The sequence below is a fragment of the Scardovia wiggsiae genome (genome assembly GCF_051045985.1).
Classification (GTDB): domain Bacteria; phylum Actinomycetota; class Actinomycetes; order Actinomycetales; family Bifidobacteriaceae; genus Scardovia; species Scardovia wiggsiae.
Genome location: NZ_CP157350.1, coordinates 132,836 through 154,456, shown reverse-complemented (window position 1 = coordinate 154,456; position 21,621 = coordinate 132,836). Strand labels below are relative to the sequence as shown.

The 21,621-nt window shown below is 54.5% G+C and carries 15 protein-coding genes and 2 tRNA genes; 11 read left to right on the top strand and 6 right to left on the bottom strand.

Going from position 1 to position 21,621, the window contains the following annotated elements:
* Positions 1 to 139: 139 nt before the first annotated feature.
* The gene (locus tag ABKA16_RS00555; RefSeq protein ID WP_380999727.1) at positions 140 to 2,239 is read right to left on the bottom strand and encodes a heavy metal translocating P-type ATPase; all 2,100 of its coding nucleotides are present in this window, start codon (positions 2,237 to 2,239) and stop codon (positions 140 to 142) included.
* A 499-nt stretch (positions 2,240 to 2,738) separates the two neighbouring features.
* Here ABKA16_RS00555 and nrdD point away from each other — a divergent pair, with 499 nt between their 5' ends.
* Together nrdD and nrdG are read left to right on the top strand one after the other, a co-directional pair.
* Positions 2,739 to 5,135, top strand: a complete 2,397-nt coding sequence (gene nrdD / locus ABKA16_RS00550; RefSeq protein WP_380999729.1) for an anaerobic ribonucleoside-triphosphate reductase — start codon at positions 2,739 to 2,741, stop codon at positions 5,133 to 5,135.
* A gap of 283 nt (positions 5,136 to 5,418) precedes the next feature.
* Entirely contained in the window at positions 5,419 to 6,297 is an 879-nt protein-coding gene (nrdG, locus tag ABKA16_RS00545) for an anaerobic ribonucleoside-triphosphate reductase activating protein (RefSeq protein ID WP_380999731.1), read from the top strand.
* A 142-nt stretch (positions 6,298 to 6,439) separates the two neighbouring features.
* On the opposite strand, the gene ABKA16_RS00540 is transcribed toward nrdG, so the two are convergent.
* Positions 6,440 to 8,833, bottom strand: a complete 2,394-nt coding sequence (locus ABKA16_RS00540) for a cell wall anchor protein (protein ID WP_380999733.1) — start codon at positions 8,831 to 8,833, stop codon at positions 6,440 to 6,442.
* A 447-nt stretch (positions 8,834 to 9,280) separates the two neighbouring features.
* Between ABKA16_RS00540 and ABKA16_RS00535 the strand changes: the two genes are divergently transcribed.
* The 5 genes from ABKA16_RS00535 to ABKA16_RS00515 all read left to right on the top strand — a co-directional run bounded on the left by ABKA16_RS00535 (position 9,281) and on the right by ABKA16_RS00515 (position 15,680).
* A complete protein-coding gene (locus tag ABKA16_RS00535) occupies positions 9,281 to 11,527 on the top strand; it encodes a maltotransferase domain-containing protein (protein WP_380999735.1) in 2,247 nt (748 codons plus the stop codon).
* Between the two features lie 192 nt (positions 11,528 to 11,719).
* Complete coding sequence (locus ABKA16_RS00530; RefSeq protein WP_380999736.1) at positions 11,720 to 12,214, top strand: inorganic diphosphatase; 495 nt, start codon at positions 11,720 to 11,722, stop codon at positions 12,212 to 12,214.
* A gap of 183 nt (positions 12,215 to 12,397) precedes the next feature.
* On the top strand, positions 12,398 to 13,819 hold the full coding sequence (locus tag ABKA16_RS00525; RefSeq protein ID WP_380999738.1) for a hemolysin family protein: 1,422 nt from the start codon (positions 12,398 to 12,400) through the stop codon (positions 13,817 to 13,819).
* A gap of 139 nt (positions 13,820 to 13,958) precedes the next feature.
* Complete coding sequence (locus tag ABKA16_RS00520) at positions 13,959 to 14,438, top strand: Dps family protein (protein WP_380999740.1); 480 nt, start codon at positions 13,959 to 13,961, stop codon at positions 14,436 to 14,438.
* A gap of 264 nt (positions 14,439 to 14,702) precedes the next feature.
* Positions 14,703 to 15,680, top strand: a complete 978-nt coding sequence (locus ABKA16_RS00515) for an SPFH domain-containing protein (RefSeq protein WP_380999742.1) — start codon at positions 14,703 to 14,705, stop codon at positions 15,678 to 15,680.
* Between the two features lie 79 nt (positions 15,681 to 15,759).
* Here the strand turns inward: ABKA16_RS00515 and ABKA16_RS00510 are convergent, their stop codons facing one another.
* Positions 15,760 to 16,428, bottom strand: coding sequence for a M48 family metallopeptidase (locus tag ABKA16_RS00510; RefSeq protein ID WP_380999744.1), 669 nt, complete (start codon positions 16,426 to 16,428; stop codon positions 15,760 to 15,762).
* A gap of 103 nt (positions 16,429 to 16,531) precedes the next feature.
* Between ABKA16_RS00510 and ABKA16_RS00505 the strand changes: the two genes are divergently transcribed.
* Together ABKA16_RS00505 and ABKA16_RS00500 are read left to right on the top strand one after the other, a co-directional pair.
* A tRNA-Ile gene (locus ABKA16_RS00505) sits at positions 16,532 to 16,605 on the top strand.
* A gap of 39 nt (positions 16,606 to 16,644) precedes the next feature.
* Positions 16,645 to 16,717 (top strand) — tRNA-Ala (locus ABKA16_RS00500).
* A 155-nt stretch (positions 16,718 to 16,872) separates the two neighbouring features.
* Here ABKA16_RS00500 and ABKA16_RS00495 read toward each other — a convergent pair.
* Complete coding sequence (locus ABKA16_RS00495) at positions 16,873 to 17,784, bottom strand: HAD family hydrolase (RefSeq protein WP_380999746.1); 912 nt, start codon at positions 17,782 to 17,784, stop codon at positions 16,873 to 16,875.
* A 117-nt stretch (positions 17,785 to 17,901) separates the two neighbouring features.
* On the opposite strand from ABKA16_RS00495, the gene ABKA16_RS00490 reads away from it, so the two are divergent.
* The gene (locus ABKA16_RS00490) at positions 17,902 to 18,447 is read left to right on the top strand and encodes an NADPH-dependent FMN reductase (protein ID WP_380999748.1); all 546 of its coding nucleotides are present in this window, start codon (positions 17,902 to 17,904) and stop codon (positions 18,445 to 18,447) included.
* A 124-nt stretch (positions 18,448 to 18,571) separates the two neighbouring features.
* On the opposite strand, the gene ABKA16_RS00485 is transcribed toward ABKA16_RS00490, so the two are convergent.
* Entirely contained in the window at positions 18,572 to 20,200 is a 1,629-nt protein-coding gene (locus tag ABKA16_RS00485; protein ID WP_381000155.1) for an ABC1 kinase family protein, read from the bottom strand.
* A gap of 136 nt (positions 20,201 to 20,336) precedes the next feature.
* Entirely contained in the window at positions 20,337 to 20,753 is a 417-nt protein-coding gene (locus ABKA16_RS00480) for a phasin family protein (protein ID WP_380999750.1), read from the bottom strand.
* A gap of 259 nt (positions 20,754 to 21,012) precedes the next feature.
* On the opposite strand from ABKA16_RS00480, the gene ABKA16_RS00475 reads away from it, so the two are divergent.
* A complete protein-coding gene (locus ABKA16_RS00475; RefSeq protein WP_380999752.1) occupies positions 21,013 to 21,591 on the top strand; it encodes a MarR family winged helix-turn-helix transcriptional regulator in 579 nt (192 codons plus the stop codon).
* The last annotated feature ends 30 nt before the right edge of the window (positions 21,592 to 21,621 follow it).

The following is a 21,621-nucleotide window of genomic DNA, read 5'->3' as shown; positions in this document are numbered from 1 at the left end:
CCTCTTTGCCCTAAAAATATCTGATATCCAAATTTTCACAGGGACAGCCGTATCCGGGGCCCGTAAGCAGCAGGCTTACTGTTTTACTGTCCGGCTCCGGATACGGCTGCCTATATATCGTGTATCCGTACTGTTTGCATTACCTGCTGCTGCGGCTGTCAAACGCAGCCCTCAATGCCCACAGGATGCTGGACGCATCGATCAGTTCCTGGATAAGGGCGCCGATAATAGTCGGTATAACCCCGAAAGATGAGACGACCATAAAAACCAGGGCCGCCGCCAGCCCGCCGACAACTGCCTGCAGCATGATGCGCACAGTCCTGCGTGAAATAGTGATTGCCTTATTGATACCTGACAGGTCATCGTTCATGATCACGATCTGGGCAGTCTGGGAAGCAGCAGTGTTGCTCCCGTCTGTCATAGCGACACTGACGTCGGCTGCCGCAAGGACAGGGGCATCATTGACACCGTCGCCTACCATCATTGTAGTAACGTTTTTATCCTTGTCTGCCTTTTTGGCATATCGGACAGCATTATATTTGTCTTCCGGAAGCAGGGCCGCACGGACATCTGTTATCCCCACATCTTCAGCTACCACAGCAGTGGACTCCGGCCGGTCACCCGTAAGCATAGTCACGTGTTTCACGCCCTGCCTGCGGAACTGGCTGATCACTTCCCTGGCATTGGACCGCGGCACATCACGCAAAGTGAGGCGTGCGGCAAGCTCGCCGTTGACCGATATATAAGTGGCCATCTCATCAGCTCTCAGGGGCGAAAAATCCCCAGCAGTATGTGCACCCATAATATCTACAAAATCAAGGCGCCCAACACGCACCTGATATCCTTCGATCTGAGCGCTGAGCCCCTGGCCCGGAAGTTCGCTCACATCGCGGGCGATCATGCGTTCCGTCCCGAAAAAGGCATCTTCGCGGCGTCCGGCAGCACTGATCCCCTTAGCCAGGATATGCATGGAGTATGCCTCTATCGACCCTGCTGCACGTATGATCCATGACCCGTTGATACGCCGGTCAGGCGCAGCCCATGACGGGAGGAGCTCCACTTGCGTCACCTGCGGCTGAGTGGTGGTAAGAGTACCCGTTTTATCAAAGAATACATGCGTCACATGCGTCAGGCTCTCAATAACTAACTGGTTCTTAATAATGATATGCGCCCTGGCAAGCCTGTTGGTGCCGCCCATGAATGCCACCGGAGCAGAGATAAGGAGCGGGCACGGAGTGGCAAGGACCATAACCTGGGTGAACCGTATGGGATCGCGCGTGATGATCCATGCAATAATACCGATGAGGAGCGCTGCTATAGTGAACGGGACCGCGATACGGTCAGCAAAACGGACGACCGGCGCTTTGGTCGTCTCGGCAGAGGCGACAAGGTCGATGATCTTCTGATACTGTGAATCCGCGGATACTGCAGTGACTTTCATAACGAGCGAAGTCTGCCCGTTGACGGACCCTGACATAAGCCTGTCGCCCACGAGGGCCCGCTGGGGCAAAGGTTCCCCGTTGATCATGGAAACATTCAGCTCAGCAAACTCTGTAAGGAGCTCACCATCCACAGGCACTGTTTCGCCGGGACGGACAAGCAGCGTATCGCCCAGGCGCACATCGGCCACATCCCGCGTCTGCCATTGGCTGCTCAAAGCCTCTTTAGGGTCTTTGAATTTTCCTGTGATAACATTTGCTGTCACCGGTGCTGCTTCTGCAAGTGCAGAAATGCTGTTTTTCGCACGGTGTTCGGCGAATGTCTCAATAACATCCCCTGTGCATACCATAACGCATAAGATCCATGCTGCTGCGATCTGCCCGGTTGCCAGCGTGGAGATCAGGGCAATGATAACCAGCATATCGGTACCGACGTTGCCGGATTTGAGGCTTTGCATGATATTGCGCATGACGATGCCCGCAATATATACAGACAGGATGCCGACAATAACTGATGCTGCTGTGATGAGGGCGCGGCTATGCCCGGCCGACCCTGCCGCCCACAGTATGATGCATACCGCGCCTACCGCTATAGTGATGACCATGTCCCGGTACAGGGTCCACATATGCATGAACTTCCCGCGGCCGGAGGGGTTCCGCGCTCCCGGCTCCGGTTTCCCCGCCGCAGGAGAAGGCTCTGTATCCTGCGTTTTTCCCGTGCCCTGCATATCTTCTGTATCCCGGGTATCCTGCCCGCTGTGCATATCCCGGATACCGCCGCCGGTGCTGCCAGATTCCATATTTCCTCCACTGTGCCCTGCCAATCTTAGTTTCTTCATCTTACCCCCTTTCCTGTATCGCGCTATGCGCATGCGCCGCGTCTGCGGGGGGGGGGGACTTCTGACACACGGGGCTACCGGATACGTGATGCTCCTCACACTTTGCCGGTCAAGCGCAAAGCCAATAAAACCAACGAAAATCAATAAAAAGCTGCGCTAAAGGATTTCTCCAACAATCCTACACATTTTCCGTGACCACAAGATATGCATATGCAGGGCCGCAGGATACCACATTTTTAGATCGATAAAATTTGGAAAGAAGATTGCAATCCTGCAAATTACACGCAGGTAAGTAAATTCCCAAAACCACTATATCTAGTAATTTTCAATTAAGACACGTCTACATTTTGTGTCAAACACGTGTATCATCATATAAGTACCTCAAATTACATGAATGTGAGTAAGTAGTGTACAGACCACATCAGGTAAGGGAAATAACGGAAAGTAAGGAAAGATTGATATGGACCAGCTTGTAGCCGAAGAGACCGTAGTCAGGGAACCGGCAGTAACAGAATCCGTAAAGGTGGAAAAGCGCGACGGCCGCGTTGTGCCGTTTGATTCCGTCAATATTATCCACGCCATCAAGTCTGCTTTCAGCGCAGTCAATGCTGAAGTCGGCCCGGAAGAAGAGCGCGAGATCGAGCAGATGGCACAGCGCGTGGAATCTGCTATTACCGGCCGTTACAACGGGCCTGTACGTATCGACGATATCCAGAGCCTTGTAGAGCGCGAACTGGTGAACGACCATCTCTATGATATCGCCAAAGCATACACGTCTTACCGCCTTGACAAGGATATCAGGCGCGCGAAGGCATCTGACGTCAATGAAGCAATAAAGAAGCTCGTCAACAAAGATGAGAGCCTTGTCCGCGAGAATGCGAACAAAGACAGCAATGTCTACGCAACCCAGCGCGATCTGCTTGCAGGGACGGTCAGCAAGGCGTCAGCCATGAATATGCTGCCGGCCGATGTTGCCAACGCACACCTTAAAGGCGATATCCATTTCCATGACGCGGATTATTCACCGTTCACCCCTATGACGAACTGCTCGCTGCCTAATTTCGGCGATATGCTCAAAAACGGTTTTGAGCTTGGCAACGCCATGATGGATTCACCGAAATCGATAGGTACTGCAGCAACCCAGATCACCCAGATCATCAAGGATATTGCGGGCAGCCAGTACGGCGGCCAGACCGTGAACCGCGCTGATGAGATGCTTGCCGAATATGCAAAGCTTGACTACGCCAAGAACCTCGACACCGCACGCGCTATCTTCCCTGACGGGGAGGATATCAGCCTGGCACGCACTATCGTTGAAGGCTTCAAGAAGCGCGAGCCGAAATGGCTGCACTTCGAGAACCGCGAGCCGCTGCCGATGGACGAGCCTTTCACTAGGGACGCTGATGAGCTTGAACAGATACGGGAGATCTACGCAAAGATCATGACCCGCAAGAACATCTATGACGCCATGCAGACTATGGAGTACCAGATCAATTCCAACCGCGTGAGCAACGGGCAGACGCCGTTCGTTACTGTCGGGTTCGGCCTGGGCACCGACTGGTTCGCCCGCGAGATCCAGCGCGCGATTTTCCTGATCCGTATCCGCGGGCTGGGCAAAGACCGCCATACTGCGATTTTCCCGAAGCTTGTCTACACCGTAAAGCATGGGCTGAATGATAAAGAAGGCACACCGAACTACGATATGAAGCAGCTCGCCCTTGAATGCTCGACCAAGCGCATGTATCCGGATATCGTTTTCTACGAGAATATCGTTAAGATCACAGGGTCTTTCAAAGCCCCGATGGGATGCCGTTCTTTCCTTAACGGATGGACTGACCCTGACACCGGCGAGGATGTTGAAGATTCACGCCTTAACCTCGGTGTGGTAACAGTCAACATCCCTCGTATCGCCCTGGAATCGCACGGTGATAAAGACCGCTTCTGGAAGCTTTTCAGCCAGCGCATGGAAGTTGCCCATGAAGCCCTGCAGTTCCGCATCAAGCGCTGCAAAGAGGCAACCCCCATCAACGCTCCGACCCTGTTTGAACATGGTGCATTCGGGCGCCTGAAGCCGACCGACAACGTAGATGTGCTCTACAACCGCAGCCGTGCTACTGTTTCACTCGGCTATATCGGCCTGTATGAAGCAACAGCAATGTTCTACGGTAAAGACTGGATGACCGACCACTCATGGGATCCTGAAGGCAAAGAGTTCGCCCTTGAGATCGTCCGCCGTATGCATGACCTCTGCGTTGACTGGGATAATGCCGAAGGATACCACTATTCCGTGTATTCCACTCCTGCAGAAAGCCTGACCGACCGTTTTGCACGTATGGACAGGGAGAAATTCGGGGATATAGACGGCGTTACAGATCACGACTTCTATACGAATTCCTTCCACTATCCGGTATGGCTGCGCCCTACCCCTATGGAGAAGCTTTCCTATGAACGCGACTTCCCCTACCTGGCGAACGGAGGGTTCATCAATTACTGCGAGTTCCCCTCGCTGCAGCAGAACCCTAAGGCGCTGGAAGCTGTGTGGGATTACGCCCATAACATCGGCATCGGCTATCTCGGGACCAACACTCCGATCGACCACTGCTTCGAGTGCGGTTTCGAAGGCGACTTTGAGCCAACGGAACTCGGTTTTAAGTGCCCCGAATGCGGCAATGCGGATCCCGAAAAATGCAACGTCACCAAGCGCACGTGCGGCTACCTCGGCAATCCGGTGCAGCGTCCTATGGTGCATGGCCGCCATGAGGAGATTGCCCATCGTGTAAAGCATATGGCAGGCGAAACCGGCCATGTTACCCTAAGCAACGGCACTGTTAAAGAATGGTGGGATGAAGCCAAGTAGGCTTTAGCAGGCGGCCCATAGTGCGCAGCAGGAAAACGCTGCTGCAGGATCCGGCGGGCAGCGCAATGTCCTGTACTGCTGCCCTCTGTCCATCTGCTGAGGCCTATCCTGCTGAAACGTATGAGTAAGGCGGCCCTGGGAATGGGGCCGCCTTACTCATTAGGCGCCAGGCGCCCGGCATACCTAAAATACTTAAATATTTTGTGCCGGGGTACAGTACCCGGCACAGGCTGAAGCAGAGCCGAAGCGGAACGGACAGGGCATGATCAACGGAAGGCATACTATGAGCAGCGGATTCAGAAAGACAAAAGCGGATACATCGCTGCACAGCGGACGGGTAGCGGGATCTTCGGGATCCGGCAAGCAAGCAGCCGAGGAGAGCCCGTCAGACAGAAACCCATCCCCTGCGCAGCCGCAACCTCACGGCTCCCATAACTCTCTTACATCCCGCAAAGAGCACAAGCAGAGTTCCCATCGCGATTTTGCGGCAGGCGAGGAAGGGAGGGGGCCCTCAATACCAAGCCCGCTGACGAATAACCCGAAAGCCGGGCAGTGGGACGGGCGTAAGCTCAGCCGCAATATGGTTGCCGATTATAAACGTTTTGTTGTTACCGACGGGGAAGGGATAAGATGCTCGTTATACGTCAGCGGATGCCCTTTCCATTGTGATGAATGCTACAACGCTTCGATCTGGGACTTCCTTGCCGGGCATGAATACACGCCTGCGCTGGAAGACCGGATCATTGCGGATATGTCATTGGACTACGTCCAGGGCCTGACCCTTCTTGGCGGGGAACCTCTGCTCAACACACCTATGCTCCTCCAGCTGACGAACCGCATACGCAGGGAATTCGGCCACACAAAAGATATCTGGTGCTGGACCGGCTACACATGGGAAGAACTTATGCGCCCGGGCGAGACGGAGGATAAACTGGCTCTGCTGCGGAATGTTGATGTCCTTGTAGACGGCCGCTATATCAAGACCCTTCATGATTCACTGCTGCAGTTCCGCGGGTCAAGCAACCAGCGCATTATTGACGTTCCCCGATCCTTAGCTTCCGGGGACCTTGCCCTTTGGAATAAGGTCCATGACCAGGAGCGCTTCATCCCCGAAATATACGGTAAAGACCGCGGCGCAGCCGAAAACACAGAAAATAAATAATCCGCATACCGCCCATCAGGCCTGCACAATGCTGACAGGCAGCGGTGTGGTGAGATGCGGCGGAGGCTCACTACACTTACCGCCGCATCTCACCTGTTATCTGTATTGTTGCACTGCCGGCTGTCAGGCCGTTTTCAGTGGATCACTTCCTGCTGTCTTTATACAGTATCCGCCCAATAATAATTGCCATAACTGCAAATGCAGCCAGAAGGATGCCGATAGCCGCGGCTGCAGATACTCCTGTGCCTGTTGACGCCAGTTTATGCGGAACCTTAGGCCCAGGCCTGTCAACTGTTACCTGTTCGTGTTGGGCACCAAGCTCATGCGATGCCAGTATCTCGCCCCTGCCGTTCCTCACAGTCGCCTTCCAGTACGAGACCCCTGCTGTTGCAGTACGTGCCTGGGGGCTCTGTACTACGCAGGTACGTTCGCCGCTTTTCCCCTCTGCACCGGCAGCCTGCCTGCAGCCTTTGGGATCAATCGGTACCCGCACTTCATCAAGAAGCTTGCGGGCGCTGCTGTCCGGGCTGCTTCCGGGGACCGCATCATAAACCGTAAAAGTGACGTAAGCACTGTCATCAAAATCCCCTGTTACTTTCGCGTTGTCATAGAACGCTTCATTAGCTGAAACTGTGCCGGCGCTGGCCCATGTAGTGATGGATGCATGCTTATATGTCCCCTTAGGGCTGTTATACACCCGGACCATTTCCCACTCATCGTTATAGGCAGATGAAGCCGGAGCTACACGGCTGTCGCCCGTAAACGTATAAACGAATACATAGTAGCCATGCTTTTTCGCATATATCCTTACAGGATTCCCATATGCGTCAGGGGCTCCGCCGCCAACCTTGATGCTGCCATTCTTAGCCGCGTACGTCCATGTCCCTACGAGTTCATGGTTCTCGTCAGCCTGCGGGGTATCTGCGCCGGAAGGTTTGAAAGCCTCATCATATTTCTGGTCCCGGGTACTGCCCGACCAGTACACGCTTACCCGGGCAAACTTATTATCAGCCTCAAAACCGAAGGCCTTGTCTCCCTTAAAGTCGCCATGGTCCTCAGGATAGCCGGAAACAGTAATATGGTCAGTCAGCTGAGCACCCGCGGCCGCAGTATGCTCGGAAACCGTAGAATCGACACTGACAATATTCCTGTGGGCAACAGTTTCATTAGCTTCAAGGAAATCTGACAGGGCATCCCCTTTCAGCCACTGCTGCACATCCTTATCCTGAGCACTCTTCCTGATAGCCCATACCCACGTCCCGAAACCCGAATTACGTTTCACTGTATACGGCTGTGCAGCTGCAGGATCAGGGCCTGCCATAGCGGTAACGGCATGGGTCTGCCCGGAGCCGGTGAACGACGTATGCCCATATGCCGACGGTTTATATCCGCGGGCAGCGATCTGCCGCATAAACCCGTCAGCAGACATCCCCGCTGACGGCCGGATGCCGTTTTTCAGGTCATCCTGCGTCAAGCCTGCAAAGTAATAGCCGTCAGCTTTGAGTTCTGCACCTGAGGGCCACTGCCCGGCACTCACGCCCGATGTAACGTTATCAATAATATGCCCTCCCTCGTTAACGGTACGTGACTCGGCAACAGTATGTACAGAAGGCTGGAAAGTTTTCTGCACCTCAAACGTGATGCCTCGGAAAACAGCTTCCACTCCTGCACCGGTCCTGAGATAATCCTGCCGGCTGTCCAGCCTGTCGAGGCTCCCCACGCGGGAACGCGCCTCAACAGATACTTCGCCATCACCGGTAGCGGTCCATGCTATATCAACAGGTTCATCCCTGCTGGTAACGGTTATGGTGCGGGAATGCACGGAGTCAAATTCGCCCGGCCCGTTCAGCGTAATATCCATGCGCACGCCTGCCACAGCTTTGCCATGCGCATCCAGTACCTGCGCGTGGAACACACCGCGCCTGCGCGCTTCAGTGTATGAATTTTTAACGCTGAATGTTGATATATCTGCCGCTTCAGCCTCCGCCCATAACTGCTCCATACGCACAGGGATCTCAGGATGCTCTTTAAGGAAATGCCCCCGCCTGTACGTCCACAGCCCTTTATCGCGCGCTTCAAAACGGTCCTTGATCAGGGCTGCGATCGCCGCATGGGTTATGCGGTCCGGCTCGTTGCGGTATTTCTCCGCAAGGTACGCGATCCGGCGCGTATCCGGCGTATCTGACAGAGGCGTGCTTGACGTGTACGAATACTGTTCATGGACGCCGGTCTCTATACAGTAAGTGTTGCGCCCCTGGCTGTCGCGGGCAATGGCTCCAAGATAATACGGCAGCCCGTCAATCGTCTGAGTGATGTAATAACTGTCTGCCGGCTTGTCCAGCTTGTGTGTGTCCGCATACGCGAAATCAGCTTTGGCCCCTAAATAAGGGAAAACAGTACCGGCAGCCAGCGCGGCACAGCACAGGGCAGCAAATACCGCAGCCAGAAAGCGCTGCCTGCGCATGGCTTTCTTCCGCGCTGCCGCCCTGTCCCGGAACGCATCCGGCTTCCCCCTGTGTGAATATGTTCTGCGCATATTTCTCCTTCACATTTTGATTGGCTGCCTGACGGCAGCGTTGATGTATCCCTGCGGCTCCGCATGAAACACCGGTCCGGACGACAGTATGCATACTTCACGGCATGCGTACTGCGCTTCATGCAGCACCAGCAGGTTTACTATGCCAGGAATACGGCTCCCGGATAAATAAATATGAGCAATGTGGCCGAATGCGGATAACACGCTTCATTTCCAACTTGCAAACACGTACAATAAATAGTAAGAAGTAAATAGTGACCGATCTCAAGCTGCATCTCTGACGGCCCCGGACTCTGACATATGCAGAGCGGGCAGGCATCATCTGTCTGCCCACGGCAGGCGTATCAGCGCGGGACTGGGGACACAGTCATGCGGCTGTTATGGGATCCCTGCAGGACGTACACAAATAGTGCATGGGACAGTGCATATACCAGTGAAAGGCAGATCATGGCACGTACAGGATCATCTAAAACCGCACATAAAACAGGAAAAGGGAAAGCAGAAATATCTGCAGTAAAGGCTGCATCCGCTTCGCAGAAGAAGGCTGCGTCACGATCCTCAAAAACTGTGCAGACTGCAAAAACCGCAGCCAGGAAAACTGCGGGCCGCCCGTCCGCCCTCCATAAAAGCCCATTTTCGCGTACCTTCAGAGAAGAATTCGGCCGCGTAAATATTACCAACGTATCGCCTGCCCCTCAGAACGGTTTTGCCCCCAAGGCAGAAATCGGGGAGCTGATCACTGTGCGGGCGAATGTTTTTATTGACGGCCGCACAAAAGTTGGAGCAAGCGCGGTCATCTATACAAAAACCGGGACCGTATCCAGCCGTGTCCCGCTTACACTGGCTGTTGCAGGCCTGGATCTGTGGGAGGGGGCGGTCTGCATGGGCAAGGCCCAGTCCGCACTCCCCTGGCAGCCGGGTTTCGATGCGGTGTCGCGGAAGCTTGGTACATGGAAACTCGTTGTTGAGGGCTGGAAAGACCCTTATGCTACGTGGCTGCACGATGCGCGCATCAAAATCGCCGCACATGACGACCAGGACAACACCCTTGAGGAAGGCCTCCGCCTTTTTGAACGGTGGTATGGAAGCGATGATGCGCATCTTATAAAATCCGAGCGCGCCATTCTCAATACTGCGATCAGGGCTCTGTCCGATGCAGGGCTGCCGTATGATAAACGCCTGGCTGCAGCTGATAATGCGAAGATCCGCGCCCTGCATGCTTCCAAGCCGCTTCGGGAGGATATCACAGAATCCAACCCCGTGGAGATCAGCGTCCAACGTCCGCACTCGAGTTTTGCGGCATGGTACCAGTTCTTCCCGCGTTCTGAAGGCGCTTATGTTGATACGGATACAGGCGCAATAGTCCAGGGTAATTTCAGGACTGCGACCAGCGGGCTGGACAGGGCTAAAAGCGAAGGGTTCACTATTGTTTACCTGCCTCCGATCTTCCCTATCGGAATCACGAACCGCAAAGGGAAGAATAATGCCCTGACAGCGGCTGATGATGACCCCGGCTCCCCCTTCGGCATCGGCAGCAGCTTTGGCGGGCATGATACCCTTGACCCCCTGCTGGGGACGATGGAAGATTTTGAACAGTTCGTGGCCCATGCGCATGATCTCGGCATTGAAGTCGCGCTTGATTTTGCGCTCCAATGCTCACCTGACCACCCATGGGTAAAGCAGCACCCTGACTGGTTCCGCATCAAGCCTGACGGGTCTATTGCCTTTGCCGAGAATCCGCCGAAGAAATATCAGGATATCTATCCTATTGATTTCGAAAAAGATATGCTGGGAATCGAAAAGGAAGTTATCCGGATACTCGAACTGTGGATCAGCAAAGGTGTAAGTATTTTCCGCGTCGATAATCCGCACACCAAACCGGTGCGCTTCTGGCAGGATGTTATCGCTGCAGTCACCGGCAAGCACCCTGAGATCCTTTTCCTTGCCGAGGCGTTTACCCGCCCGCCAATGATGCGTGCGCTCGCCTATGCCGGGTTCACCCAGTCCCACTGCTATTTCCCCTGGCGCAATACAGGCGAAGAGCTTAACGAGTATCTGGCGGAGACGAACGGTGACGACGCATTCTTCCAGCACAACTCTTTCTGGCCGACAACACCGGATATCCTCACTGCCTACCTGCGTGATAACGGCATCGCCGGCCACGCTGTGCGCGCGGTGCTGGCGGCTATGGGAAGCCCAAGCTGGGGCATCTACAACGGCTATGAGCTTATTGAGAATGTCCAGCGAGGGCAGGTGGAAGAGCCTAATGACAACGAAAAGTACGAGATCAAGGTCCGTGACTGGAGCAAAGCTGAAGAATACGGGATATCTACACTGCTGGCACGCCTTAATGAGATCCGCAATACCCATCCGGCCGCGCGCTCATACCATGACCTGCATGTACTGAGTACTGCGAACCCCAATATCGTTGCGTTCTACCGCCATCTTCCCGCTGAGCTTGCAGACGACGGCAAGGCGGATACGGTGATCGTTGTCGTTAATCTTGACGGGCATAATGCGCAGCAGGGCAGCGTCCATATTGAGCTTGCCGATATCGGCATCGCCGGAGGTGAACTCCATCTCCGGGACGAGCTGACAGGCCGCAGTTTCACATGGGGCTACGATAATTACGTATCCCTGGCCCCGTGGGCTGATGTTGCGCATGTGCTGACGGTCAGCAACAGCGCTGACTGAACCATGTGAAGGCCGGCGGCCAACACCGGGAGCTAGCCTGACCAGCCGACCGGCAGAAATGCCCTGCCCTGTGACGGCAGTGCCCTATAATAGGAAACACTACGAAGCGTTACGCATATGCATGACTGCTGAGCTGGGATGAACTACACTATGGATAAGTTCAACACACTGGTGAAAACCAAAGGAGTCCTTATGGCAGAAACATTTGATGTCCTTGTTGAGATCCCGCAGGGTTCCCACAACAAGTATGAAGTCGATCACGAAACAGGCCGCATCAAGCTGGACCGCATCCTGTTCACTTCTATGGTGTACCCGGATAATTACGGTTATATCGAAGGTACCCTCGGCGAAGACGGCGATCCGCTGGACGCCCTTGTTATGCTCCCGGAACCTGTATTCCCGGGATGTACAGTAAAGTGCCGCGCAGTAGGCCTGTACCATATGGTCGACGAGGCCGGCGGCGACGATAAGGTCCTCTGCGTCCCTGCTGACGTCCGTTTTAATACTGTTAAAGATATTGACGATGTCTCCGATTTCCACAAGAATGAGATCGACCATTTCTTCAGCCAGTACAAGGCACTTGAGCCGGGCAAGGAAGTACAGCCGGGCTCTTACTGGACCAGTGCAGCCAAGGCTGAAGAAGAGATAGCCGCTGCACGCCAGCGTCTCGCTGATTCCGAAAGGTAAACCGGCACATATACGTACCGTACCAGTCAGATACTGTATCAGAACGAATACGTGCACTGTAACAGTAAGGCAGCTTTACGGCTGCCTTTTTTGCACCCTGCGCTAGAATTGCTTAGCAGACAGTAAAGGCCGGCAGTCCATGGCGGGGGCTGCGGCAGCCAGTGATTAAGGATTGCGATAGACATGTCATCGGTATGGCTTGACATCATCTTCATTATTATATTTATGCTTATCGGCTCTGTTTTCTCAGGGACAGAAATGGCTCTTATCTCGCTGCGCACATCCCAGATAGAACAGCTGGAACAGCAGGATGCGCGGGGGGCGCGCGTGGCAAAGGTTGCCAAAGACCCTAACCGTTTCCTGTCTACAGTGCAGCTCGGCGTGACCCTGGCGGGTTTCCTGTCTGCGTCTTTTGGCGCAAGCGCTGTTGCACCGTATCTCGCCCCTGTTTTCGTCAGATGGGGAGTCCCTGCCGGTTTCGCCGACGGCCTGTCAACGGTTGTCCTGACTATTATTATTTCCTATTTTTCCATTGTCATCTCAGAACTGACACCTAAACGGATAGCGCTGCAGCGGCCTGTGGAGATCGCCCGGGCTGTTGTCCCGGCTGTAGATGCTATTGCAACGGTATGCGCGCCGCTTATCTGGCTTATCAGCAAAAACATCAATGCACTCGTGCGCATCCTCGGGTTTGATCCCGATGAAACGGAAAATGCGGTGAGCGACGACGAACTGCGGGTCCTGGTGTCGTCGAATGACCAGCTCGGCAAGGATGAGCGCGTTATCCTCGATGACGTTTTTGACGCCTCGGAAACGATCGTCGCCGAAGTCATGCGGCCGCGCGCTGATGTGACGTTTATTGACGGCGATATGCCGCTCAGTGAGGCCGCCCGGTTCGTCCGCGACCTGCCTTATTCGAGGTACCCGGTAACGGGCAAAGATTTTGACGACGTCCTGGGGTTCGTCCACGTCCGTGACCTTCTTGATATCCGCGATCTCCATGCCCGCACTGTTGCCGATGTAACACGGGAAGGGATCAGCCTGCCGGGGACGTCAAAAATACTCCCCAGCATCAGCCTGCTCCGCAAACGCGGCATCCATCTGGCCATAGTTATTGATGAGTACGGCGGAACTGACGGTATCGTTACCCTTGAGGATATGACCGAAGAGCTTGTGGGCGATATCCGCGACGAATATGATCTTCCGGAGGCCGGAAGCAATACGGCTGCAACCGCTTTCCATGACGGGAAACTCACTGTGGACGGCGGGATCACCCTGGAAGATTTTGCCGATATCTCAGGTATTGAGCTGGAGGACGGGCCGTATGAGACCCTTGCCGGGTACATGCAGGCCCACACAGGCGAGCTGGGGTTTGTCGGGCAGGAACTGTTTGTCGCCGATCCGGAGGCCGGGAATATCAGCCACAGTACGCAGGAAGACGAAGCTGACGGAGCGGATCCAGGCGGAGCCGGACGCGCAGCAGGGTTCACCATGGCCGTTACTGCCGTAGACGGAAGGCGTATCCAGGCCATAGAAGTACGCCTGGGCCCATCCCGGGATCCCGCGCAGCACGCGGTCTCACCGGACGCGCAGCAGGGGAATTAATCCTGCGTCCATGCTGTTGATCCATATGCGGGCAGGATACCTGTCTATATGTGGAATCTGGATGCCTCCCCGCAGAAGGAACAGAAACACCGTTCAGTACTATATCGATAGGATCCGGATACGGACCTTTGGAGGTATTATGGAACTTGTATATACCAATCCCGGCCTTGATGGACAGGCCTCGCAAAAGATCATTGCTATCCTTCAGGATAGGCTCAGCCAGGAGCAGGAAGCGGCCCTTCTGCTGAAGCACGCCCACTGGAATATGAAAGGTGCAAATTTTATTGCAGTCCATGAGATGCTTGACCCGGAAGTCGATTCCTGCCTTGAGCAGGCCGACGAGACCGCGGAACGCATAGCCCAGCTGGGCGGATGGTCAGACGGGCGGGCAGACGCCATCGTGGGCAACCGGTCATGGGAACGTTTTGATGTTGAAGGCTCACAGGACACTTCTGTATATCTGAAAGCCCTGATCACATATTATGAGGGGTTCATCAAGAACGACCGCAAAGCTATCGCTGAGCTTGACAGCCTTGACGTCATCAGCTCGAATATTATCCAGGACCATGTCCAGAGCCTTGAGAAGTTCCTCTGGTTCATGCGCGCACACCTCGCATAGACTCATCTGAGATATGCCGGCTCGTCCGGATGCCGGCACACGCACAAAAATATACAGCAGCACAGTATATGCAGCATGCTGTCTGTACCGCGCCGGAGCCTGAGGCAGCAGGGCAGGTTATCCGTCCTGCTGCCTTTGCCGTACCTGCACTGTATCTCTATCTTCCCCGGTATGATAGGAACAGTGCTGAGGGCGCTGGATAAAAAACGCGGACCTCAGATGAATGACGTAAACTTACCCAGATAAAGTATCAAAGGAGCAAAAATGGGTGGCTTTATAACTTTAGGAATAATCCTTGTTATCTTTCTGTGGATATTCCTTTCCGGGCTGTACGTTGTGCCGCAGCAGCGCGCCTATATCATTGAGCGTTTCGGAAAATTCCTGAAAGTTTCAGGGGCAGGCATCCATGTCAAGATCCCGCTGGTAGACCGCATTGCAACGAGGACAAGCCTCCGGGTCAACCAGCTTATGGTCAAGGTAGAAACTAAAACTTTAGATAACGTGTTCGTGACCGTTGTGGTGTCAACCCAGTTCCGTGTTGAAGCTGCAAATGTGGCTAAGGCTTACTATGAGCTGCAGGATCCCGCCGGGCAGCTGCGGTCCTACATGGAAGACGCCCTGCGGAGCGCCATCCCCATGCTGACCCTTGACGATGCTTTTGCCCGCAAGGACGATGTGGCTTCCGACGTACAGGCTACCGTGGGCGCTGAGATGGCACGCTTCGGTTTCACTGTCGTCAAGACCCTGATTACTTCTATTGACCCTTCCAGCCAGGTGAAAGCCGCGATGGATTCCATCAACGCTGCCCAGCGCGAGAAGGAAGCTACGCGCGAACGTGCTGAGGCAAACCGCATTGCCATTGAAACACAGGCCGCAGCTGAGGCTGAACGCACGCGCCTCCAGGGTGAGGGCCAGGCAAATTACCGCCGTGAGATCGCCAACGGTATCGTTGACCAGATCAAGAGCCTGCAGGCTGTCGGCATGGATATTGACGAAGTGAATAACGTTGTGCTGTTCAACCAGTATCTGGATGTTATGCGTTCCCTGTCTGAGTCTGACAACGCGAAGACTGTTGTCCTGCCTGCTTCGACCCCTGGCGGATACGGCGAGCTGTTCAGCCAGATGACCAGCGCAATGGTCACTGCCGAAGATTCCAAGGGCACAGCTACCCTTTCACAGGCTGCCCGGAAACACACCGGCTCCGGAACCCGCAGCGCTGCTGATAAGAGTGCGGGCAAGTAAAGGCCCTGCCGGCAGATAAAACTTTGGTCGGCACAGAACAGCAGACCCGTGAACCATGCGGACAGCCGGGTCAACCGGGTCAGTAAATAGTGTACTGGTTGATCGCATGCCTGCGTGAACGCCAGTCGGGCAGATACATATCCATACGGTCACGGAAACCCTTTCCGTGACCTTTTTCGTATAAATGCACCATTTCATGGACCAGTACATATTCGAGAAGCTCCTCAGGCATATACGCAAGTGCCAGGTTAAGGCGGATCCGCCGTGTAGCCGGTGTGCAGGACCCCCATCGTGATGTCATGGTACGCAGCGTGATATGGGACGGAGCCCTGCCTGTTACCTTTGCGTAGCGGGCAAGGAGGGTATCAACTTTGGGCCGGAGTATGCCGGCTGCTTCTTTTTTATGGGCATCGTCCCATTGCGATACACAAAAACTGCGGAGTATACTACCGTCCACCAGCCTGCTGCCTGCAGCCTCTTTGCGGCTGCTGCCCTGTGCCATCTCAGCAGCGATGATACTGTCCTGCTGCCTGCGGATCCAATCCCTGTGCGAACAAATGAGCTTCTCGATATCAGCTGCAGATGCATGCACAGGCGCACTGACCTCAATACGCCCATGCGGCGGTTTGACCCTCAGATACAGGTTTTTATTAGCCGGCCTGCGCGTCACAAATACTTCGAGACAGTCAACGACCAGACGCTCCCGGACATTTCCGGAGCGGCGCGGCACCCTGTTTCCCCATCGCATGCTTTTATTGTGACACACCACGGATACTAACCTGCTTATGTGTTCCATGGGTGGTTGTAACATAACTCTTTGTGCGGTCTGATTGGCTTCGGATTGCAGGTACGGGCCCATAGCTCAGCTGGTTAGAGCGCGTCCCTGATAAGGACGAGGTCGGAGGTTCAAGTCCTCCTGGGCCCACGCGGATTCTCGCAATACGCAGTGTAAGGTGCTGCTTTTGGGGGTATGGCGCAGCTGGTAGCGCATCTGCTTTGCAAGCAGAGGGTCAGGGGTTCGAGTCCCCTTACCTCCACCGACTCGGAACCACTTAACCCATGTAACGGTTCCGAGTTTTCTTTTAATATATCCTTATCCCCCGCCTCTCCTTTTTCTGCTCGTCAGAGAAAACCTCAATGCATAAAGTGCGCCGTTCCCAATAGATGCGCGCAGAGTGCGGGAGCAGCGCTGCTAGCCGCGGGCTTCAATCATGATGCGCGAAACGTCAGCAAGGGTGAAGCCTGCAAAATCAGGGATCGACGTGGAATGGGGCGCGCGTTCGGAAGCCGGTGTGCTCGTTTCCCCAGCGACCCGTACAACCACTGCCCCGGCGGCCGACGCTGCATGAAGACCGGAAACAGAGTCCTCAAAAACCAGGCACTCGCCCATTGCCTGCCTGTCATGCGGATCAAGCCCGGCTATTTCTGCAGCCATATAGTAGGGATCCGGCTGCGGCTTCTTCTTATCGTCAGGCAGGGATTCGTCACACACATAACCGGCGAATATCCCGTCAGGGACATGATCAATAAGGTTCTGGACCAATACACGCGGCGATCCGGTGACCAGCACAGCCGGGATATGCGCATCATGGACCTGCTGCAGGAAATCCCTTGTCCCGGAGTTCCATGGCAGCTGGGCGGATTCTTTATCATGCATATAATCAACCAGCGTATGCGCAACTTCTTCGCGCCCCATAGGGACGCCCAGCCGGATAAGCTCGTCAGCCACATGGGCCAGGGATGTCCCCTGCAGCCCTGCCATCAGTTCCGGTGTCCACTCTACCCCGTTCTCAGTTGCAAGGGTGCGTTCTACCTGCGCCCAGTACACTTCCGAATTGATAAGCGTGCCATCCATATCAAAAAACACCGCACGCGGAAGATACTGGGCCTCCCCTGAAGCATGGGGGCTGCCGCCTGCATTATCCGATGCACTGCCGGAATTGCCATCACCACTGTTATGTATCGCCTGTTCACTCACAACCCTATTCTCCCACAGGCGAAGGATAGGGGGGACAGGGTTCCGTATGCACAACAGGAAGGGATGGGCAAGGCGCAGAAGGGCAAGGCATAAAACCGCCGGCATGGACAGGGTATCTGTGCGCACAGCAGCACACACGCGGCACTGTGATATATGCCATATATGAAAGTGGAATTATATCCGTCCCAGCCATGTTGACCATTTACGTAAACATTTGACCTGCAAAACTTAAAGGAGCAGCTTATGTCCAAGATCCTTATGATCGTCGGTTCCGACCGCAAACGGTCCTTCAATGCGCAGCTTGCGCGTGAGATCGTTAAAGAGATTGGGGACCGCGCAGAAACAGAGTTCCTGGATTTCAGCAATATCCCGTTCATCAACCAGGATGAAGAATTCCCGGCACCTGAAAGCGTCGAAGAAGCCCGCAAGGCTTTCAAGGAGGCTGACGGCGTATGGCTTGTTACCCCTCAGTATAATGCCTCGTATCCTGGCCGTGTCAAAAACCTTCTTGACTGGATTTCCCGTGGAACCGAAAAGGGCGTAAGGGAAAGCGCCATATCATACGGCGTGAAATTCACTGTAAGCTCAGCGGCCGGCGGGGCGCGTGAAGGTGTCCTTCCTAAAGCTGTGGAACTGGGGAAGTTCACGGGTATGGATGTTATGGATGAGCCGATCGCCGCAGTGCCCCTTTCAGCAGAATCATGGCAGACTGACACGCTTATCCTCAGCGATGACGATAGGGAAGCTATTGCAGGCCAGGTTTCCGCATTCCTTGATTTCATCAGGTAGGAGCCAGCCGTAAAAAGTAAAGGCAGCTGCAAACAGCATGCAGCAGGATGGACAGCCCGGACAAAAACAGGGGCAGGAAAGAAAAGTACAGCTTAGGGGACCGCGTGCCCAGCCGGAGGCAATCTCAGCCGGATTTGCCTTTACGCTTGAGCTCGCGGTTCTTGCGCATAATATCAAAGACGATCCATGCAGACAGGATGAATGCCACTACGTATCCCATGAACCCGATAATCGGTATGCCAAAGACCACAGGCTGGATACGCGCAAAATACACGATCGACGATCCGACATAGAGCCCGACGACTATCAGGGCCATAGTCAGGCGGTCAACCATAAATGACAGCTGGCGTATAGGCTCTTCAGACCCGACCAGTTCCATATTCGTTTTCAGCTGCCCGCGCGTAAGCATCCTCATAGCAGTACCAGCCTCGCCCAAAGCCCCAAGGGCCCCGTGGAGCGCCCCCTGGGATTCAAGCCCCAGTTTCCGTGCTTCATCTTTGATATACTCTTCAGGCTTTTGCGAAGAAAGCACATGTCGCGTGATGATATCCATCATATTCGTTTTAGGCATGAGCTTGTTGACAAGCCCTTCAAGCGTTACCATACTCCGCGCAACAGTTGTGATGGATCCCGGAAGTTTCAGGTTATTGCGCGATGCCAGCTGGACCATGGACATAATGAATTTAGCGATATCAAGGTCATTCAGGTCTACAGTCCCGAAATCGGCAATAAGCAGGTCTATATCTGATAAAAGCGCAGCGCAGTCAATACGGAGGGCGCCTGGGGATACTTCCGCCAGCCGCAGGAGCCCATCTTCAAGGGTCACCGAATCTTTGCGGGGCACAGCGAATATCATCTGCCTGAGGATGGAGCGCATCTCGCCATTGATGCGGCCGACCATGCCTAAATCAATAAGGACTATCTGGCCGCCGCGGATAATAATATTGCCGGAATGCGGGTCAGCGTGGAAAAACCCTTTGTCAAGGACCTGCGTCGCATAGTTATCAACGAGTTTTGTGCCGATCTCATCCGGGTCATAGCCTTCATATTTCAGCAGGCCAAGATGCGATACAGGCGTCCCCTCGATATAATCCATGACCACAATATGCTGCGTGCACAGCCGCATATACGGCCTCGGACAGTCCATATAAGCATAACTTTCAGTAAAACCCCTGAACTCCTGCAAGTTTTTAGCCTCAACCATAAAATCAGTCTCAGACTGGAAAGTATCCCACAGCTCATCAACTACGCCCATAAAATCAACAATCTGGGTATTCTGCGATGCAACTTTCGTAGCCGTGCGCGCTACGGAACGGATTATTTCGATATCCTGTGCCATCGTTTCACGCACACCTGGGCGCTGCACTTTAACAGCAACATCTTCACCCGTTATCAGCGTTGCACGGTGGACCTGCGCCAGGGATGCAGACCCCAGAGGCTGGGGGTCAACATAGCTGAACACCTTCCCAACCGGGCAGTTATACTCATGCTCAAGGGTTTTGCGGACGATCTGGAAGGGCATGGGGTCCGCGTCAGATTTAAGTTTAGCCAGTTCTGCGCAGTACTCTTCGGGAAGGATCTCCGAGCGCATGGAAAGGATCTGCCCGACTTTAACGAATGTGGGCCCCAGCTCCTCCATGGCCATCCGCAGCTTTTCAGGCGTCACATTATAGGGGACCCCGTATTTCTGCGTGATTCGTACTATCTGGGCAAGGCGATGGAGACGCCCCCGCGGCTGCTTCCTGCCTGGCATGCCTTCCTGGCCCCTGTACTGGAGCCGATGCCTTCGGCCTTTATACATACTGGATGTATCCACGTGTCTGGGCACATGGCGCTTCCCCGCCGGCACACCGCTGCGGCGGGGCAACGGGTATTCCCCGGCAGAACGGTCAGCCATTCTTTTCGGATGGGTCCGGGCTGCCTTCCTGCGCAGTGTCGCCGGGCGCATGGAGGCCGCTGGCATCACCGGTATCGCCGGTATCTTCCGTGCTGCCGCCATTCAGCTTCTCAGCGATCCTGGATACACGCGCTACATATTCTTTACGTTCATCGTCATTCATGGCTGCCAGGCGCATCCGCAGCAAACGGTCCTGTGCATCGGAGATCGTGCTGTCTGCCTTATTTTTAGCCTTCCGGGACAGCTCGCTGTTCAGTTCGCGCCCCTGCTCCACAGTCAGCTTGCCTTTTTCCACCAGGTCATCAATGACCTCTTTGCTCTTATCAACACCTGTTGCAGCAAGCCCTACACCGGCCATAAAAATATCGCGCACAGCGTGAGACAAAGAGTCAAAACCCGATTCTGCCATAATATGCCTCCTTCGGCGTTTCCACCATTTTTCCTGTCCGGCAGCTGCAGGGTATCCCACGGGGATCCGCACAGCTGCTCTTCTAATTCTAGCCTATTGCACCGATGGCGCAGAAATCCGGCATCATGCCGTTATCCGATACGATGAAATATGCTGCATATACAACGTTTATGCTATGCTTGGTGGAGCCTTAAAGATCCACTGATCCGCATAAAGTGAAATACCAATACGCTACAGAAGACAGGAAGTGCAGCCCCATATGCTTGTAGACACCACAGACACCGCAGGCCTCGATACCGGCCATGATGGCGGCAGCTCCGGATTACCGCCGCTGATCTTCGCCTTCAATGTTATGGGCCATATCACCGAACAGGCCCTGGGCAAGGCGATCCCTGACATTTCAGGGGCTAATGCGCGGATCATCATGCTTATTGCGCATAACGATTCCCGAGGCGTGCCGACATACCAGTCCGATATAAGGGACTGCTTCTCCACCACCCGCTCAACAAGCAGCAGGGTTATTAAGCTCATGGAGCAGAAGGGCTGGATCACGTGCAGCGCTTCCACCCGCGATGCCCGCAAGATCCGGCTGCATTTGACGAAAAAAGCCGTTATCATCGCAAACAAAATAGACGCTGCGAGCGCCCTGGTCCAAAGCCAGATGCTGGAAGGGATTGACCCGGGCACTGTTTCGCAGGTCACTTCCGCCATCCTCCGGATGCGCGCCAACCTGGGGAAACATGGCGTTGGGCAAAGGCCGGCTCCAGCACGGCACAGGCCTGGGGACGGGCGGGAAGGGCTGCACAGGAATCACCGAAAGCAGAAATATCAGCAGTAATCCGCTAAACTGTAACAATCACAATTGTAA

Bases quoted from the DNA above. Each gene is read 5' to 3' on its own strand.
- ABKA16_RS00555 (WP_380999727.1), bottom strand. From the start codon at position 2,239: ATGGAATCTGGCAGCACCGGCGGCGGTATCCGGGATATGCACAGCGGG.
- nrdD (WP_380999729.1), top strand. From the start codon at position 2,739: ATGGACCAGCTTGTAGCCGAAGAGACCGTAGTCAGGGAACCGGCAGTA.
- nrdG (WP_380999731.1), top strand. From the start codon at position 5,419: ATGAGCAGCGGATTCAGAAAGACAAAAGCGGATACATCGCTGCACAGC.
- ABKA16_RS00540 (WP_380999733.1), bottom strand. From the start codon at position 8,833: ATGCGCAGAACATATTCACACAGGGGGAAGCCGGATGCGTTCCGGGAC.
- ABKA16_RS00535 (WP_380999735.1), top strand. From the start codon at position 9,281: ATGGCACGTACAGGATCATCTAAAACCGCACATAAAACAGGAAAAGGG.
- ABKA16_RS00530 (WP_380999736.1), top strand. From the start codon at position 11,720: ATGGCAGAAACATTTGATGTCCTTGTTGAGATCCCGCAGGGTTCCCAC.
- ABKA16_RS00525 (WP_380999738.1), top strand. From the start codon at position 12,398: ATGTCATCGGTATGGCTTGACATCATCTTCATTATTATATTTATGCTT.
- ABKA16_RS00520 (WP_380999740.1), top strand. From the start codon at position 13,959: ATGGAACTTGTATATACCAATCCCGGCCTTGATGGACAGGCCTCGCAA.
- ABKA16_RS00515 (WP_380999742.1), top strand. From the start codon at position 14,703: ATGGGTGGCTTTATAACTTTAGGAATAATCCTTGTTATCTTTCTGTGG.
- ABKA16_RS00510 (WP_380999744.1), bottom strand. From the start codon at position 16,428: ATGCGATGGGGAAACAGGGTGCCGCGCCGCTCCGGAAATGTCCGGGAG.
- ABKA16_RS00490 (WP_380999748.1), top strand. From the start codon at position 17,902: ATGTCCAAGATCCTTATGATCGTCGGTTCCGACCGCAAACGGTCCTTC.
- ABKA16_RS00485 (WP_381000155.1), bottom strand. From the start codon at position 20,200: ATGCCAGGCAGGAAGCAGCCGCGGGGGCGTCTCCATCGCCTTGCCCAG.
- ABKA16_RS00480 (WP_380999750.1), bottom strand. From the start codon at position 20,753: ATGGCAGAATCGGGTTTTGACTCTTTGTCTCACGCTGTGCGCGATATT.
- ABKA16_RS00475 (WP_380999752.1), top strand. From the start codon at position 21,013: ATGCTTGTAGACACCACAGACACCGCAGGCCTCGATACCGGCCATGAT.